Source organism: Streptomyces sp. NPDC001700 (assembly GCF_053596435.1).
Genome location: NZ_JBSFGE010000007.1, coordinates 378158 through 391541, shown reverse-complemented (window position 1 = coordinate 391541; position 13384 = coordinate 378158). Strand labels below are relative to the sequence as shown.

The following is a 13384-nucleotide window of genomic DNA, read 5'->3' as shown; positions in this document are numbered from 1 at the left end:
GAAGTCGATGCTCACTCGCCTTCAGGTGCCCGCGGGCAAAGCGATAGCGCTGGCCGCCATGCCGACGGCCGTACTCATGGGCATGGGGCTGACCCCGCAGCTCGCGTCGGCGAACACGCGGGCCGAGGACCGTTACAAGGCCGGGCCGTGTGTCTCCCAGCCGGACGAGGCCGACAAGGACGACGCCGAGGGCAAGAAGGGCTCGCCCGAGGACAAGGACAAGGACGGCGGCAAGGATTCGGACGCCAAGGACCCGGGCTCTGACGACAAGGGCTCCGAGGACCAGGGCGCTGAGGATTCCGGAGACCAGGACGGTACGTCCGGTTCCGCGCCGTCGAAGCCGACTCCGACCCCGAGCCCGTCCGGTTCGTCGGACTCCGGGGACGACGAGGAGTCCGGTGAGCCCAGCGCGTCGCCGAGCCCGTCGGAGTCCGAGAGCAAGAACCCGCTGGACCCGCTGGGTATCGGGGACAAGCTGCACGACATCTTCACCCCGGACGAGGCCGACAAGGCCGACGACGCCGACGACGCCGCCAAGAGCGACGACGCCTCGGCCGAGCCGAGCGCCACGCCCAGCCCGTCGCAGTCCTCCGCGACGCCCAGCCCCTCCCCGTCCACCGAGTCCACCGGGAAGAAGACCGACAACCCGGTCAAGGACACGGTGGACAAGGTCGGCGACGGTGTGAAGGACACCGTCGACAAGGCCGGGAAGGCCGCCGAGGACGCCAAGGACAAGGCCGACAAGGCCCTGCCGAAGCCCTCCGGTTCCCCGTCCGAGGGCGCGGACGACAGCGGCAAGGTGGGCTACCCCTGCCCCGAGTTCGACGCCGACGCGTACAAGAACGCGAAGGACGAGCCGACCGCCAGCCTGTTGCCCGACGACCCATGGGTCCTCAAGACCACGATGCTCTCCCTGCACGGACTGGACTACAAGGGCATCGTCGACGTCCGGACGCACAACGGCCAGTCGAAGAAGGTCCTCAAGTTCACCGCCGAGGGCGTGGACATCAAGGATCTGCACCAGCTGGTCAAGGGCCCGGGCGGGACCACCACCAACGTGGCGGCGCGCGAGGGTTCCACCTCGGAGTTCCGCAACGGCACGGTGACCATGTACACCGAGGAGCTGAAGGGCAACCTCCTGGGGATCATCCCGATCACCTTCAGCCCGAAGACCCCGCCGCCGGTGAACATCCCCGAGGTGTTCTTCACCGATGTGACGGTCACCCAGGCCGGACAGTTCGGTGGCGAACTGACCATCCCGGGAATGCACGTGTACACGACCGGGGAATAACCCCGGAAAACCACATACCTGTTCGGGAGCCGCAAGGCCCTCCTCGGAGGGCACCGCCCGCGGGCACCAGGCCGATCGCCCGGTGCTCGCGGGCGCGTTTGTCCGCGCCGGGCTCTATCATTACCTTGAGTGTTCGCGTGGACGCGCACCATGCCGCTTGGCGCGCGCCGGGGGAAAAACGGGGGGCAGCGGTGGAGAGCCATATTTCGGTCGACGGCCCGGAGCCGGACGAAAGCCTTGCGCAGCTCGCCGAGTGGCTGCGCGGTGAACCCGAACTGGCCGGGCGGGTGAAACCGAAGGCGGCACCGCCGCGCGAGGGCGAGATGGGGGCGGCCGCGGAGCTGCTCGTGGTCTCGCTGGGCGCGGGTGGCGCCCTCTCCGTCCTGGCGTCCTCGCTGCGGGCCTGGCTGTCCCAGCCGCGCCGCTCCGGCATCAAGGTCACGGTCCACCGGGCGGACGGCCAGCGGCTGGAGATCGACGCCCGGCATGTGACCAAGGATTCGGTCGAGGAGATTCTCCGGCAGGCGCTGCGCGCAGAAGAGGAATAGCCATGCGGTTGCCCGATTCCGAGCGTTCCCGGGCGGTCCTGATCGGCACAAGTCGCTATTCCGACCCGAACCTTCCGGACCTTCCCGCTGTCCGCGACACCATCCAGGATCTGGCCGCCGCTCTCACCGATCCCGCGTACGGAGCGGTCCCGGACCGGCATTGCACCGTACTGCTGGACGACGGCGACATTCAGCGGGTGGGCCGCGCCTTACGGGCGACGGCGGCCGAGGCGGAGGACCTGCTGCTGGTTCATTACGTCGGCCATGGCCTCATCGCGCCCCGGCGGCAGGACTTGTATCTGTCGCTGACCGACAGCGAATGGGAGGATCCCGAGTTCGACTCCCTGGAATACCGCAAGCTGCGCGATGTCGTCCTCGGCAGCCGCGCCACCTCGAAGGTCATCATCCTCGACTGCTGCTTCTCCGGCCGCGCGCTCAGCGGCACCATGGCCGGGCCGAAGGCCGCCGTGATGGGGCAGGTCGATGTGGAGGGCACGTATGTGATGGCGTCCTCCCAGGGCAACGAGGTCTCCCTGATCCAGGACGGCGAGAAGACCACGGCGTTCACCGGGCGGCTGATCCGGCTGCTGCGGGACGGTGTGACGGGCGGGCCCGAACTGCTCAGCATCGACGAGGTCTACCGGCGGCTCCAGGCCACCATGACCGCCGAGGGCCTGCCCGCACCCCTCCAGCGCGGCTCGCGGAACGCCGCCCTCCTCGCCCTCGCCCGCAACCGCGCCCACCGGATCCCCGACGACCCCGCCCGCCACGATGCCGCGGTGGCGCTGTGCGCGGCGGGCAAGTACGCGGAGGCGGCGGAGGCGTTCAGTGCCCTGCTGGAGGAGCAGAAGGCCCTGCTGGGCGCCGACCATGTGGCGACGCTGCGCACCCGTCAGTGGCTCGCGCACACCCGGGGCGGGGCCGGTGCGCCCGCGGAGTCGGTGGACCGGCTGTGGGAGATCCACGCCCGGCAGACCCGGCTGCTGGGCCCCGACCACCCGGACACCCTGCGCAGCCGCCAGTTCCTCGCCGTCAACCTGGGCGAGTCGGGGCGGCGGCCGGAGGCGATACGGATGCTGCGGCTGCTCCTCCTGGACCGGCGGCGGGTCCTGGGCACGGACGACGTGCAGACACTGCGCACCCGCCATGTCCTGGCCCACAACCTGGCCCTCACCGGCGAGCACGACGAGGCGGTGGCGCTGTTGCGCGAGCTGATCGCGGACCGGGAGCGGGTGCTGGGCCCGGACCATCCGCATACGCTGCGGGCTCACCAGCATCTGTCCGAAATCCTGGCTGGGGGTGAGTGATGTTCGAGCGGTTCACCGACCGGGCGCGGCGGGCGGTGGTGATAGCCCAGGAAGTGGCCCGGGAGTACAAGCACCACTACATCGGCACGGAGCACCTGCTGCTCGGTGTGCTCCGCGAAGACCAAGGCCCCGGTGCCGAGGTCCTGAAGAGCGTCGGGTTGTCCGCGGCCGGGGTGCGCGAGCAGGTGGAGCGGGCCCTCTCCCGGGGTACGGAGGCCAAGAGCGGGCACATCCCCTTCACCCCGGCGGCCCGGCAGGCGCTGGAGGACGCGCTCCGGGAATCCATCCAGCTCGGCATGAACTACATCGGTCCGGAGCACCTGTTGCTCGCCCTCATGCGGGAGCGGGACGGCATCGCATCCCGGGTCCTCGGGGCCTACGGCGTCCAGCTGGAGGCCATGCGGGAGAAGGTCCGCGATCCCGCCGCCAGGGGGGCCGCGCCCACCACCGCGCCCACCACCGCGCCCACCCAGGGGAACGAGTTCTTCGAGCGGTTCACCGACCGGGCGCGCCAGGCCCTGGTGGAGGGCCAGGAGGCCGCGCGGAAGCTCAGCCACAACCACCTGGGGACCGAGCACATCCTGCTGGGTCTCTTCCCGGCGGAGGGCGTCGCCGCCGCCGCGCTGCACAACCTCGGCATCTCGCATGACGCGGTCCGCGAGCGGCTGATCAGGACCGCCGGTTTCGGCACGAAGCCCCCGACCGGCTATATCCCGTTCACGCCGAGGGCCAAGAAGGCACTGGAGCTGGCCCTCCGGGACGCGCTGTCGCTCGGCCACAACTACATCGGTACGGAGCATCTGCTGCTGGGGCTGATGCGCGAGAGCGACGGGGACGGGGCGCAGCTGCTGCGCGCGTTCGCCACTCCGGAGCGGGTGCGGGCCGAGGTCATCCGCATTCTCACCACCCCCGAACCGGAACCGGAACCGGGCCCCGTACCGCCCCCGGAGTCACCGCCCGTGGTCGTCGGGCGCGAGCGGGAGATCCAGCGGGTCATGCAGATCCTGATGCGCAAGTCCCGTAGCAACGCCCTGCTGGTGGGGGAGGTGGGCACCGGGCGCACGTCGATCGTCTCGGGGCTGGCCGAGCGCATCGCCCGGGGCGACGTACCGGCGGCACTGGCCGAGGTGCGGCTGCTGGCCGTCGACGTCGCGAAGGTTACCCGGGAGACGGTGGGGGACCTGGACCGCACGGTGCTGTTCGTGGACAACGTGCGGGCGGGCGACATCGAAGCGCTGCGCGTGCTCGCGTGGCACAAGACGCGGATCATCGCCGTCACCGACCCGGAGACCTACGCGGCATTCCCGGAGATCGGCGAGTACTTCCAGACCGTTCCGGTGCACGAGCCCAGCCATGACGAGGCCGTCGGCATCCTCAAGCTGCTGCGCGGCGAGTACGAGGCCCACCACCAGGTCACCATCACCGACGACGCTCTCGACGCCGCCGTGCGCCTCTCCGCGCGGCACATCACCGACCGCGTGCTGCCCGGGAAGGCGGTGGAGGTCCTGGACGAGGCGGGGTCCAGGGTGCGGATGACGGACGGGGCGCAGACCGTGACCGCGCGGCACATCGCGGAGCTGTTCGCGGACCAGACCGCGAGCGAACCCGTCGTCGACGACCGCTACATCTGGGCCATGAGCTGAGCGGCCGGGCCCCGTGAAGGAGCCCGGCCGCCCGGTGGTTCACCGCTGGGTGGTTAGCGGCTCTCGCCGCCCATGTGGTGCACCCGGACCATGTTGGTGGTGCCGGGGACGCCGGGGGGCGAACCCGCCGTCATGATCATGATGTCGCCCGAGGAGTAGCGGCCCAGCTTCGACAGCTCGGCGTCCACGAGGTCCACCATCGCGTCGGTGTGCTCCACGTACGGCACCACGAAGGACTCCACGCCCCAGCTCAGCGACAGCTGGTTGCGGGTGTCGGGGTCCGTGGTGAAGGCCAGGATCGGCTGCTGGGCGCGGTAGCGGGAGAGCCGCCGCGCGGTGTCGCCGGACTGGGTGAAGGCGACGAGCGACTTGGCGCCCAGGAAGTCGGCGATCTCGCACGCCGCACGGGCCACCGAACCGCCCTGGGTACGCGGCTTCTTGCCGGGCACCAGCGGCTGGAGGCCGCGCGACAGCAGCTCCTCCTCGGCGGCCTGGACGATGCGGGACATCACCTTGACCGTCTCGATCGGGTACGAGCCGACCGACGACTCGGCGGAGAGCATGACCGCGTCCGCGCCGTCCAGGATCGCGTTGGCGACGTCGGACGCCTCGGCGCGGGTCGGCCGGGAGTTCTCGATCATCGACTCCATCATCTGGGTCGCGACGATCACCGGCTTGGCGTTGCGGCGGCACAGCTCGATCAGCCGCTTCTGCACCATCGGGACCTTCTCCAGCGGGTATTCCACCGCCAGGTCGCCGCGGGCCACCATGACGCCGTCGAACGCCGCGACGACGTCCGCCATGTTGGCGACCGCCTGCGGCTTCTCGACCTTGGCGATCACCGGCACCCGGCGGCCGACCTCGTCCATGATCCGGTGCACATCGCGGACGTCGGCCGCGTCCCGGACGAAGGACAGCGCGACCATGTCGCAGCCCATCGTCAGCGCGAACTTCAGGTCGTCGATGTCCTTCTCGGACAGCGCGGGCACGTTGACCGCGGCGCCCGGCAGGTTGATCCCCTTGTGGTCGGAGATCACCCCGCCCTCGATGACGATCGTCCGGACCCGGGGGCCCTCTACCGAGGTGACCCGCAGCTCGACGTTGCCGTCGTTGATCAGGATCTGGTCACCCTTGGAGACATCGCCGGGCAGCCCCTTGTAGGTGGTGCCGCAGATGGTCCGGTCGCCGTCGACGTCCTCGGTGGTGATGATGAACTCGTCCCCGCGGACCAGCTCCACCGGGCCGTCCGCGAAGGTCTCCAGCCGGATCTTGGGGCCCTGGAGGTCGGCGAGGACGCCGACCGCGCGCCCCGTCTCCTCGGACGCCTTGCGAACGCGGTGGTAGCGCTCCTCGTGCTCCGGGTGGCTTCCGTGGCTCATGTTGAAGCGGGCCACGTTCATCCCGGCCTCGATCAGCGACTTGAGCTGGTCGTAGGAGTCGACGGCGGGGCCCAGTGTGCAGACGATTTTGGAACGGCGCATGAGGCTGATCCTATCGGTTTGTTTCGGAGCGGAATATTTCAAGTCGAAGCCGAGCCGAAGGCTAGTCGCTGACCAGGTCGTACGTCTGGCTGGCGATCTCCAGCTCCTCGTCGGTCGGCACCACGGCCACCGCCACCCGGCTGGTCTCGGCGGAGATCAGCCGCGCCGCGGCGCCGCGCACGGCGTTGCGCACCGCGTCCACCTCGATGCCGAACGCGGGCAGATCGCGCAGCGCGGCCTCCCGCACCGCGGCCGAGTTCTCCCCGACTCCGGCCGTGAACGCGATGGCGTCCACCCGCCCCAGCACCGCGGTGTACGCGCCCACGTACTTCCGCAGCCGGTGGATGTAGATGTCGAACGCGAGCTGCGCGGCCGGATCGCCCTCGCCCATCCGGCGCCCGATCTCGCGCATGTCGTTGTCCCCGCACAGCCCGATCAGCCCGCTGCGCTTGTTCAGCAGGGTGTCGATCTCGTCCGTCGACATCTCGCCCACCCGGGACAGGTGGAAGATCGCCGCCGGGTCGAGGTCACCGGAGCGGGTACCCATCACCAGGCCTTCCAAGGGGGTCAGTCCCATGGAGGTGTCCACGCACACCCCGCCGCGCACGGCGGAGGCGCTGGCGCCGTTGCCCAGGTGCAGCACGATCGTGTTCAGCTCGGCGACGTCCTTGCCCAGCAGTTTCGCCGTCGCCCGGGAGACGAACGCGTGCGAGGTGCCGTGGAAGCCGTACCGCCGCACCCCGTACCGGTCGGCGGTCTCGGTGTCGATCGCGTACCGGGCCGCCGACTCCGGCATCGTGGAGTGGAACGCGGTGTCGAAGACCGCGACCTGCGGCAGGTCCGGGCGCAGCGACCGGGCCACCTTGATGCCGGTGACGTTCGCCGGGTTGTGCAGCGGGGCCAGCGGGACCAGCTTCTCGATCTCCTCGACCACCTCGTCGGTGATCAGGGTGGGTTCGGTGAACCGGGTGCCGCCGTGCACCACCCGGTGGCCGATCGCCGCCAGCTCGGGCGAGTCGAGGCCGAGGCCCTGCCCGGCCAGCTCCTCGGCGACCTGCTTGAGCGCGGCCGTGTGATCGGCCACCGGGCCGTTCCCGATCCGCTCCACCAGGCCGGAGGAGAGCCGGGCGCCGTCCGCCATGTCCAGCAGCTGGTACTTGACGGACGAGGAGCCGGAGTTGAGGACGAGGACGCGGGAGCCGTTCACGCGGTCTGCACTTTCTGTATCGGGGCCATCGGTACGTGGCGCGCCGGTGTCACCGGGGCGCCGGGGTGGTCGGAGTGGTCGGGGGCGTCTGGGACTGGGCCTGGATGGCGGTGATCGAGACGGTGTTCACGATGTCCTGCACCAGCGCCCCACGGGACAGGTCGTTGACCGGCTTGCGCAGACCCTGCAGCACCGGGCCGACCGCGACGGCGCCCGCCGAGCGCTGCACGGCCTTGTAGGTGTTGTTGCCGGTGTTGAGGTCCGGGAAGATCAGCACGGTGGCCTTGCCCGCCACCTCGGAGTCCGGCAGCTTGGTCGCCGCGACCGCCGCGTCCACCGCCGCGTCGTACTGGATCGGGCCCTCGACCAGCAGGTCCGGGCGGCGCTCGCGCACCAGCTCGGTCGCCTTGCGCACCTTGTCGACGTCCGCGCCGGAGCCGGAGGTGCCGGTGGAGTACGACAGCATCGCGATCCTCGGCTCCACCCCGAACTGGGCGGCCGTGGTCGCCGACTGGATGGCGATGTCGGCCAGCTGCTCGGCGTTGGGGTCCGGGTTGACCGCGCAGTCGCCGTACACCAGCACCCGGTCGGCCAGGCACATGAAGAAGACGGACGAGACGATGTGCGCGCCCGGCGCGGTCTTGATGATCTCGAACGCGGGCCGGATGGTGGCCGCGGTGGAGTGCACCGCGCCCGAGACCATGCCGTCGGCCAGGCCCTCCTGGACCATCAGCGTGCCGAAGTACGAGACGTCGGCCACCACGTCGTACGCCTCTTCGTAGGAGACGCCCTTGTGGGCGCGCAGCTTCGCGTAGCTCTCCGCGAAGCGGTCCCGCAGCGGCGAGGTCTCCGGGTCGACGATCTGCGCCTCGGCGAGCTGGATGCCCAGCTCGGCGGCGCGCTTGCGGACCGCGTCCTCGCCGCCCAGCAGTGTGAGGTCGCACACATCGCGGCGCAGCAGGACGTCGGCGGCGCGCAGCACCCGCTCCTCGGTGCCCTCGGGCAGCACCACCCGGCGGCGGCCGGACCGGGACCGCTCGATCAGCTCGTGCTCGAACATCATCGGGGTGACGCGGCCGGAGCGGGCCACCGCGACGCGGTCGGTCAGCGCGGCGGTGTCCACATGGCGCTCGAAGAGGCCGAGGGCGGTCTCGGCCTTGCGCGGCGCGCCCGCGTTCAGCTTGCCCTCGATGGCGAACAGCTCGGCCGCGGTGGGGAACGAGCCGCCCGCCACCGCCACCACCGGGGTGCCGGGGGCCAGCCGGGACGCCAGCGCCAGGATGTCGGGTCCTGGCCGCTCGTCCAGGGTGAGCAGCACTCCGGCGATGGCGGGGGAGCCCGCGCTGTGCGCGGCGAGCGCGCCGACGATCAGGTCCGCGCGGTCGCCGGGCGTCACGACCAGACAGCCCTCGGTGAGGGCGGGCAGGAAGGTGGGCAGCATGGCGCCGCCGAAGACGAAGCCCCGCACGTCCCGGGAGAGCCCGGCGTGGTCGCCGAGCAGCACGTCGGCGCCGAGGGTGCGCACGATCTGCGAGACGGTGGGCGCCGACAGCGCCCCGTCCTCGGGGAGTACGTAGCCGGGCACCGGGAGCCGGGCGGCGAGCCGCTCGGCGATCTCCGCGCGGTCGTCCGGCACGGCCCGGTTGACGGCGACGGCGACGACGTCGCAGCCCTGCGCCTCGTACGCGCGGTAGGCGTTGTGGGCCTCGGCGACGACGGCCTCGGCGTTCTGGTCCTGACCGCCCACGACCGTGATCACCGAGGCGCCGAACTCGTTCGCCAGCCGGGCGTTCAGCCCCAGCTCGTCCGGGAGGCTGGTGTCGGCGTAGTCGCTGCCCAGGACGAGGACGTACTCGAACTCGCGGGCCACCTCGTGGAAGCGGTCGACCAGCCGCGAGACCAGCTCGTCGGAGCCCTTCTCGGCCTGCAGGGCGGTCGCCTCCTCGTAGCTCATCCCGCTCGCCGAGGCGGGCGGCTGGCTGAGCCGGTAGCGGGCCCGCAGCAGATCGAAGAGGCGGTCGGGGTCGTCGTGCACCAGGGGACGGAAGACGCCGACCCGGTCGACATGGCGGGTCAGCAACTCCATGACCCCCAGCTCGACGACCTGGCGGCCGTCCCCCCGTTCGATCCCGGTCACGTACACGCTGCGCGTCACGCGTGCTCTCCGTTTCCTCGGCGTTTTCCTTACATGCATCCTTCGGACACAAATTGGCCGTTTTCGGTGGCCCAGTCCTCTTGACAATACCTTTGGCCATGGCTAGGGCGCTCAGCGGTATAGGGACACAGCATCACCCTGCCCATGAAACAATCGGACTGGCTCACATCTACCCGTAGGGAGCAGGAGACACAGCACGATGCGCATCGGAGTTCTCACCGCAGGCGGCGACTGCCCCGGCCTCAACGCTGTGATCCGGTCGGTGGTGCACCGCGCGGTCGCCGGCCACGGGGACGAGGTGATCGGCTTCGAAGACGGCTTCAAGGGACTCCTCGACGGCCGCCACCGCAAGCTGGACCTGGACGACGTGAGCGGCATCCTGGCCCGCGGCGGCACCATCCTCGGCTCCTCCCGCCTGGAGCGCGCCCGGCTGCGCGAGGCCTGTGAGACCTCCCGGGACCACGCCCGCGACTACGGCATAGATGTGCTGATCCCGATCGGCGGCGAGGGCACCCTGACCGCCGCCCGCATGCTGTCGGACGCGGGGCTGCCGATCGTCGGCGTCCCCAAGACCATCGACAACGACATCTCCTCCACCGACCGCACCTTCGGCTTCGACACCGCCGTCGGCGTCGCCACCGAGGCCATGGACCGCCTCAAGACCACCGCCGAGTCGCACCAGCGGGTCATGGTCGTCGAGGTCATGGGGCGGCACGCGGGCTGGATCGCCCTGGAGTCCGGCATGGCGGGCGGCGCCCACGGCATCTGCCTCCCGGAGCGCCCCTTCGAGGTCGACGGGCTGGTCAAGATGGTCGAGGAGCGCTTCTCGCGCGGCAAGAAGTTCGCCGTGATCTGCGTCGCCGAGGGCGCGCACCCCGCCGAGGGCGCGATGGACTACCAGAAGGGCGCGATCGACCAGTACGGGCACGAGCGGTTCGCCGGGATCGGCAACCGGCTCGCGGCCGAGCTGGAGCGGCGGCTCGGCAAGGAGGCCCGCCCGGTCATCCTCGGCCACGTCCAGCGCGGCGGCACGCCCACCGCGTACGACCGCGTCCTGGCCACCCGCTTCGGCTGGCACGCCGTCGAGGCCGCCCACCGCGGCGACTTCGGCATGATGACGGCGCTGCGCGGCACCGACATCGCCATGGTGCCGATCGCCGAGGCGGTCACCGAGCTGAAGACCGTCCCGGCCCACCGCATGGACGAGGCCGAGTCCGTTTTCTAAAGGCAGCTCCTGTACGGTCCCCGCCTGATCCGCGGGGACGGAGACGATCAGGGGGGGCGAGGGAGACCGGCGGGATGGGCGGGTTAACGGACCGTGTGTGGCTGCGCTACGCGCTCCTCTTCGTACTGATCACGGCACTGGTCACCGGTGCCGTCATCGCGATCGGCAGCCAGGGCGGCGGCCATCTCGCCGCCAACCGCGGCCAGTTACGGAAGGCCTGCGACGGCGCCCTGCCGTACGACGACCTCCAGCGGCTGGTGCGCGACGCCCGCCCCGGTGAGCTGCGCCAGCACGGCACCATGCTCGCCCCCGGCCAGGAGAGCCGCTCCCTGCTCGACTGCTCGCTCTCCTGGGGCGGCGGCAACGGCGTCACCGTCCACGCCGAGGCGCTGGTCTCGGACGTGCCCCAGGGCATGGAGACCCGCGAGATCCTGCACCCGGGCCCCGGCGCCGCCTTCACGGCGCCCGGCACCACCGGCCGGTACGGTGCGCGCGGCGCCTGGCTGGTCGCCGACTGCCAGGGCGGGCTGGGCGGCCGGGTCCGGCCGACGACCGATCTGTACGTCACGGCCAAGGTCCGCGACGGAAGCGCCGGGGCGGCGGGCGGCGCCGAACGTACGACCGCGCTCACCGGATTCCGTACCGCCGTCCACGTCGCCAACACCATCACCCGGGCGCAGCGCTGCGGCGGCCCGTCGCTGGACCCGCCGACCCAGGTCGTGGCCATGGCCGGTGAGCAGGGCGGGGACGGTCCCGCGTCGCGGAGCTGCGACTGGATCAGCCCGTCCTCGGTGCCGGGGCTCAGGCCCGGAGCGTGGGCCACGCGCGGCGACGCCCAGGACTCCACCTCCCTGAGCGCCTGCACCGGCGACTGGGACCCGGACGCCCGGCCCAACACGGGCGTGACGCCGCAGGAGTGGCAGATCACCGGCGTCGAGGCGGCCAGTTGGGCGGGGATCCTGGGCCGGTCCGCGTACGACTCGTACGAGCGCGAGGGCCATGTGCCCGGCTGGGGCGCGGGCGAGGAGAACCGGCTCGTGAACGCCGGACCCGAGAAGACGGACGCGGCGGACCAGGAGAAGACGGACGCGGCGGACCAAGCGAAGACGGACGCGGCGGATCAGGTGGACCGTGTCCCCTCCTACCTCACCCATCCCCAACTCGCCCTGTGGGCAAGGTCGGTGTGCGGCGGCCGGGTCACCTACCACCGGGTCTCCGTCCTGCCCCGGCTGCGCATACCCGACGGCGAGACGGTCCCGCTCGGCCCCGCGCGGCGCGCCGCGCTCTCCGAGACCGCGCACACCCTGCTCTCCCGCTACCTCGGCGCCGAGGACGGCTGGCCGAAGACGGCGGGCTGCCACGCCACCAAGGTGCTCGGAGAGGTGGAGGAATGGCACTGACGACCGGGCCGCGCTCGCCGTTCACCCAGCTGGTCACCCGGCGGCAGGTGCGGGGCATCACGGCCGCCGCCATCGTCCTGGCCGTCCTCACCGGCCTGGTCGCCTGGTTCGCGGGCAGCGACGACCGGGCGCTCGACGAGGCGTGCGGCGGGGCGCTCGCGGCGGACGAGGTCCGTACGGTGCTCGGCGACCGCGAGATGGACGTCACCAGCAGCGCCCAAGGCACCTTCGGCACCGGCCGCGACACCTCCCTGGCCGTGCGCTGCGAGGCGATCGCCGAGGGCCGGGGCCGGGTGCGCGTCACCATCGCCGGGGCACCCCGCCCCCGCGCCGAGTACGGCACCGGCGAGCTGCCCACCGCCGTACCCGCCCACGACACCCTCCCCGTCCCGATCGGGCACGGCTGGTCCGGCGTCCTCGCCACCGACAACGCCCGCCAGGGCGACCCCGGCGACGGCAAGGCCACCGCGGCCGTGCTGCTCGACTGCGCCCGGGGCGGCCGCAGTCTGCTGATCACCGTCGAGACCGCGCTCGGCGGCACCACCCTGGACGACCCCGCCACCCGCCCCTCCTTCGTCCGCACCGCCACCGCCACCGCCCGGCGGGCCGACGACCGCTGGGGCTGCGGCGCCCGGCTGGGCACCCCGGTCCGCAGCGTGGGCCTGCCGGTGAACAAGGACGAGTACGAACCGCTGCTCGGCGCCACCGGCACCTGCGCGGCCGTCCCCACCGCCGCCCGCTCCGCCGTCTCCACGGCCCGCGAGACCGCCAGGGCCCGCGCCCCGCGCGAGATCTGCGCCCTCGGCGCCCGCGACGGCGCGCCCCGCTACCGGCTCGACGCGTACTACGGGCCCTACGCGGAGGACGCCCGCGCCCAGTACACCCGCAACGACGGCGAGGGCGTGACCCCCGCCGAGAAGCCCGCCGGGCGGCTCGGCCAGAGCGCGTACTGGGCCGGTGCCAACTGCCCCGGCGGCGCCCCGCGCGCCCTGTATCTGATCCGCGCCGACGACGCCGACGGCGAGGCCCGCGCCCGCCCCGACCTCGGCTACGAACGCGCGGCGCTGTCCGCGTTCGCCGCCCGCTCGGCCGAAGACCACGGCTGCGCGGCGCCGAAGACTCCCTGA

10 protein-coding genes and 2 pseudogenes are annotated in these 13384 nt (G+C 71.9%); 9 read left to right on the top strand and 3 right to left on the bottom strand.

The window, feature by feature from the left end; translation table 11 throughout:
* The first annotated feature begins 7 nt into the window (after window positions 1-7).
* The 6 genes and pseudogenes from ACWC5C_RS16950 to ACWC5C_RS16925 all read left to right on the top strand — a co-directional run bounded on the left by ACWC5C_RS16950 (window position 8) and on the right by ACWC5C_RS16925 (window position 4789).
* Window positions 8-1291 carry a hydrogenase expression protein HypF gene (locus ACWC5C_RS16950; protein WP_450876130.1) on the top strand — a complete coding sequence of 428 codons (1284 nt, stop codon included), beginning with the start codon at window positions 8-10 and terminating at the stop codon, window positions 1289-1291.
* 191 nt (window positions 1292-1482) lie between these two features.
* Window positions 1483-1839 (top strand): effector-associated constant component EACC1, encoded by a 357-nt coding sequence (locus ACWC5C_RS16945; protein WP_385446478.1) that lies wholly within the window; start codon window positions 1483-1485, stop codon window positions 1837-1839.
* Window positions 1840-1841: 2 nt separating this feature from the next.
* On the top strand, window positions 1842-3146 hold the full coding sequence (locus tag ACWC5C_RS16940) for a caspase, EACC1-associated type (RefSeq protein ID WP_450876129.1): 1305 nt from the start codon (window positions 1842-1844) through the stop codon (window positions 3144-3146).
* Window positions 3146-3547, top strand: a pseudogene (locus ACWC5C_RS16935) (Clp protease N-terminal domain-containing protein); the annotation flags it as partial. The gene ACWC5C_RS16940 and the pseudogene ACWC5C_RS16935, both read left to right, overlap by 1 nt.
* A 117-nt stretch (window positions 3548-3664) precedes the next feature.
* A pseudogene (locus tag ACWC5C_RS16930) lies at window positions 3665-4051 on the top strand (Clp protease N-terminal domain-containing protein); the annotation flags it as partial.
* Between the two features lie 90 nt (window positions 4052-4141).
* On the top strand, window positions 4142-4789 hold the full coding sequence (locus tag ACWC5C_RS16925) for a hypothetical protein (protein WP_450876167.1): 648 nt from the start codon (window positions 4142-4144) through the stop codon (window positions 4787-4789).
* A gap of 53 nt (window positions 4790-4842) precedes the next feature.
* Here the strand turns inward: ACWC5C_RS16925 and pyk are convergent, their stop codons facing one another.
* The 3 genes from pyk to pta all read right to left on the bottom strand — a co-directional run bounded on the left by pyk (window position 4843) and on the right by pta (window position 9632).
* The gene (pyk, locus tag ACWC5C_RS16920) at window positions 4843-6270 is read right to left on the bottom strand and encodes a pyruvate kinase (protein WP_450876128.1); all 1428 of its coding nucleotides are present in this window, start codon (window positions 6268-6270) and stop codon (window positions 4843-4845) included.
* A 61-nt stretch (window positions 6271-6331) separates the two neighbouring features.
* The gene (locus ACWC5C_RS16915) at window positions 6332-7477 is read right to left on the bottom strand and encodes an acetate kinase (protein ID WP_450876127.1); all 1146 of its coding nucleotides are present in this window, start codon (window positions 7475-7477) and stop codon (window positions 6332-6334) included.
* Between the two features lie 49 nt (window positions 7478-7526).
* Complete coding sequence (pta, locus tag ACWC5C_RS16910) at window positions 7527-9632, bottom strand: phosphate acetyltransferase (RefSeq protein WP_450876126.1); 2106 nt, start codon at window positions 9630-9632, stop codon at window positions 7527-7529.
* A gap of 199 nt (window positions 9633-9831) precedes the next feature.
* Between pta and ACWC5C_RS16905 the strand changes: the two genes are divergently transcribed.
* The 3 genes from ACWC5C_RS16905 (at window position 9832) to ACWC5C_RS16895 (ending at window position 13384) form a co-directional block, all read left to right on the top strand.
* Entirely contained in the window at window positions 9832-10857 is a 1026-nt protein-coding gene (locus ACWC5C_RS16905; protein ID WP_385446484.1) for an ATP-dependent 6-phosphofructokinase, read from the top strand.
* Window positions 10858-10931: 74 nt separating this feature from the next.
* On the top strand, window positions 10932-12257 hold the full coding sequence (locus tag ACWC5C_RS16900; protein WP_450876125.1) for a hypothetical protein: 1326 nt from the start codon (window positions 10932-10934) through the stop codon (window positions 12255-12257).
* A complete protein-coding gene (locus ACWC5C_RS16895) occupies window positions 12248-13384 on the top strand; it encodes a hypothetical protein (RefSeq protein WP_450876124.1) in 1137 nt (378 codons plus the stop codon). Before ACWC5C_RS16900 ends, ACWC5C_RS16895 begins: the two co-directional genes overlap by 10 nt.

Excerpts from the sequence above, each read along its gene's own strand:
- ACWC5C_RS16950 (WP_450876130.1), top strand. The coding sequence starts at position 8 with ATGCTCACTCGCCTTCAGGTGCCCGCGGGCAAAGCGATAGCGCTGGCC.
- ACWC5C_RS16940 (WP_450876129.1), top strand. The coding sequence starts at position 1,842 with ATGCGGTTGCCCGATTCCGAGCGTTCCCGGGCGGTCCTGATCGGCACA.
- ACWC5C_RS16925 (WP_450876167.1), top strand. The coding sequence starts at position 4,142 with ATGCAGATCCTGATGCGCAAGTCCCGTAGCAACGCCCTGCTGGTGGGG.
- pyk (WP_450876128.1), bottom strand. The coding sequence starts at position 6,270 with ATGCGCCGTTCCAAAATCGTCTGCACACTGGGCCCCGCCGTCGACTCC.
- ACWC5C_RS16905 (WP_385446484.1), top strand. The coding sequence starts at position 9,832 with ATGCGCATCGGAGTTCTCACCGCAGGCGGCGACTGCCCCGGCCTCAAC.
- ACWC5C_RS16900 (WP_450876125.1), top strand. The coding sequence starts at position 10,932 with ATGGGCGGGTTAACGGACCGTGTGTGGCTGCGCTACGCGCTCCTCTTC.
- ACWC5C_RS16895 (WP_450876124.1), top strand. The coding sequence starts at position 12,248 with ATGGCACTGACGACCGGGCCGCGCTCGCCGTTCACCCAGCTGGTCACC.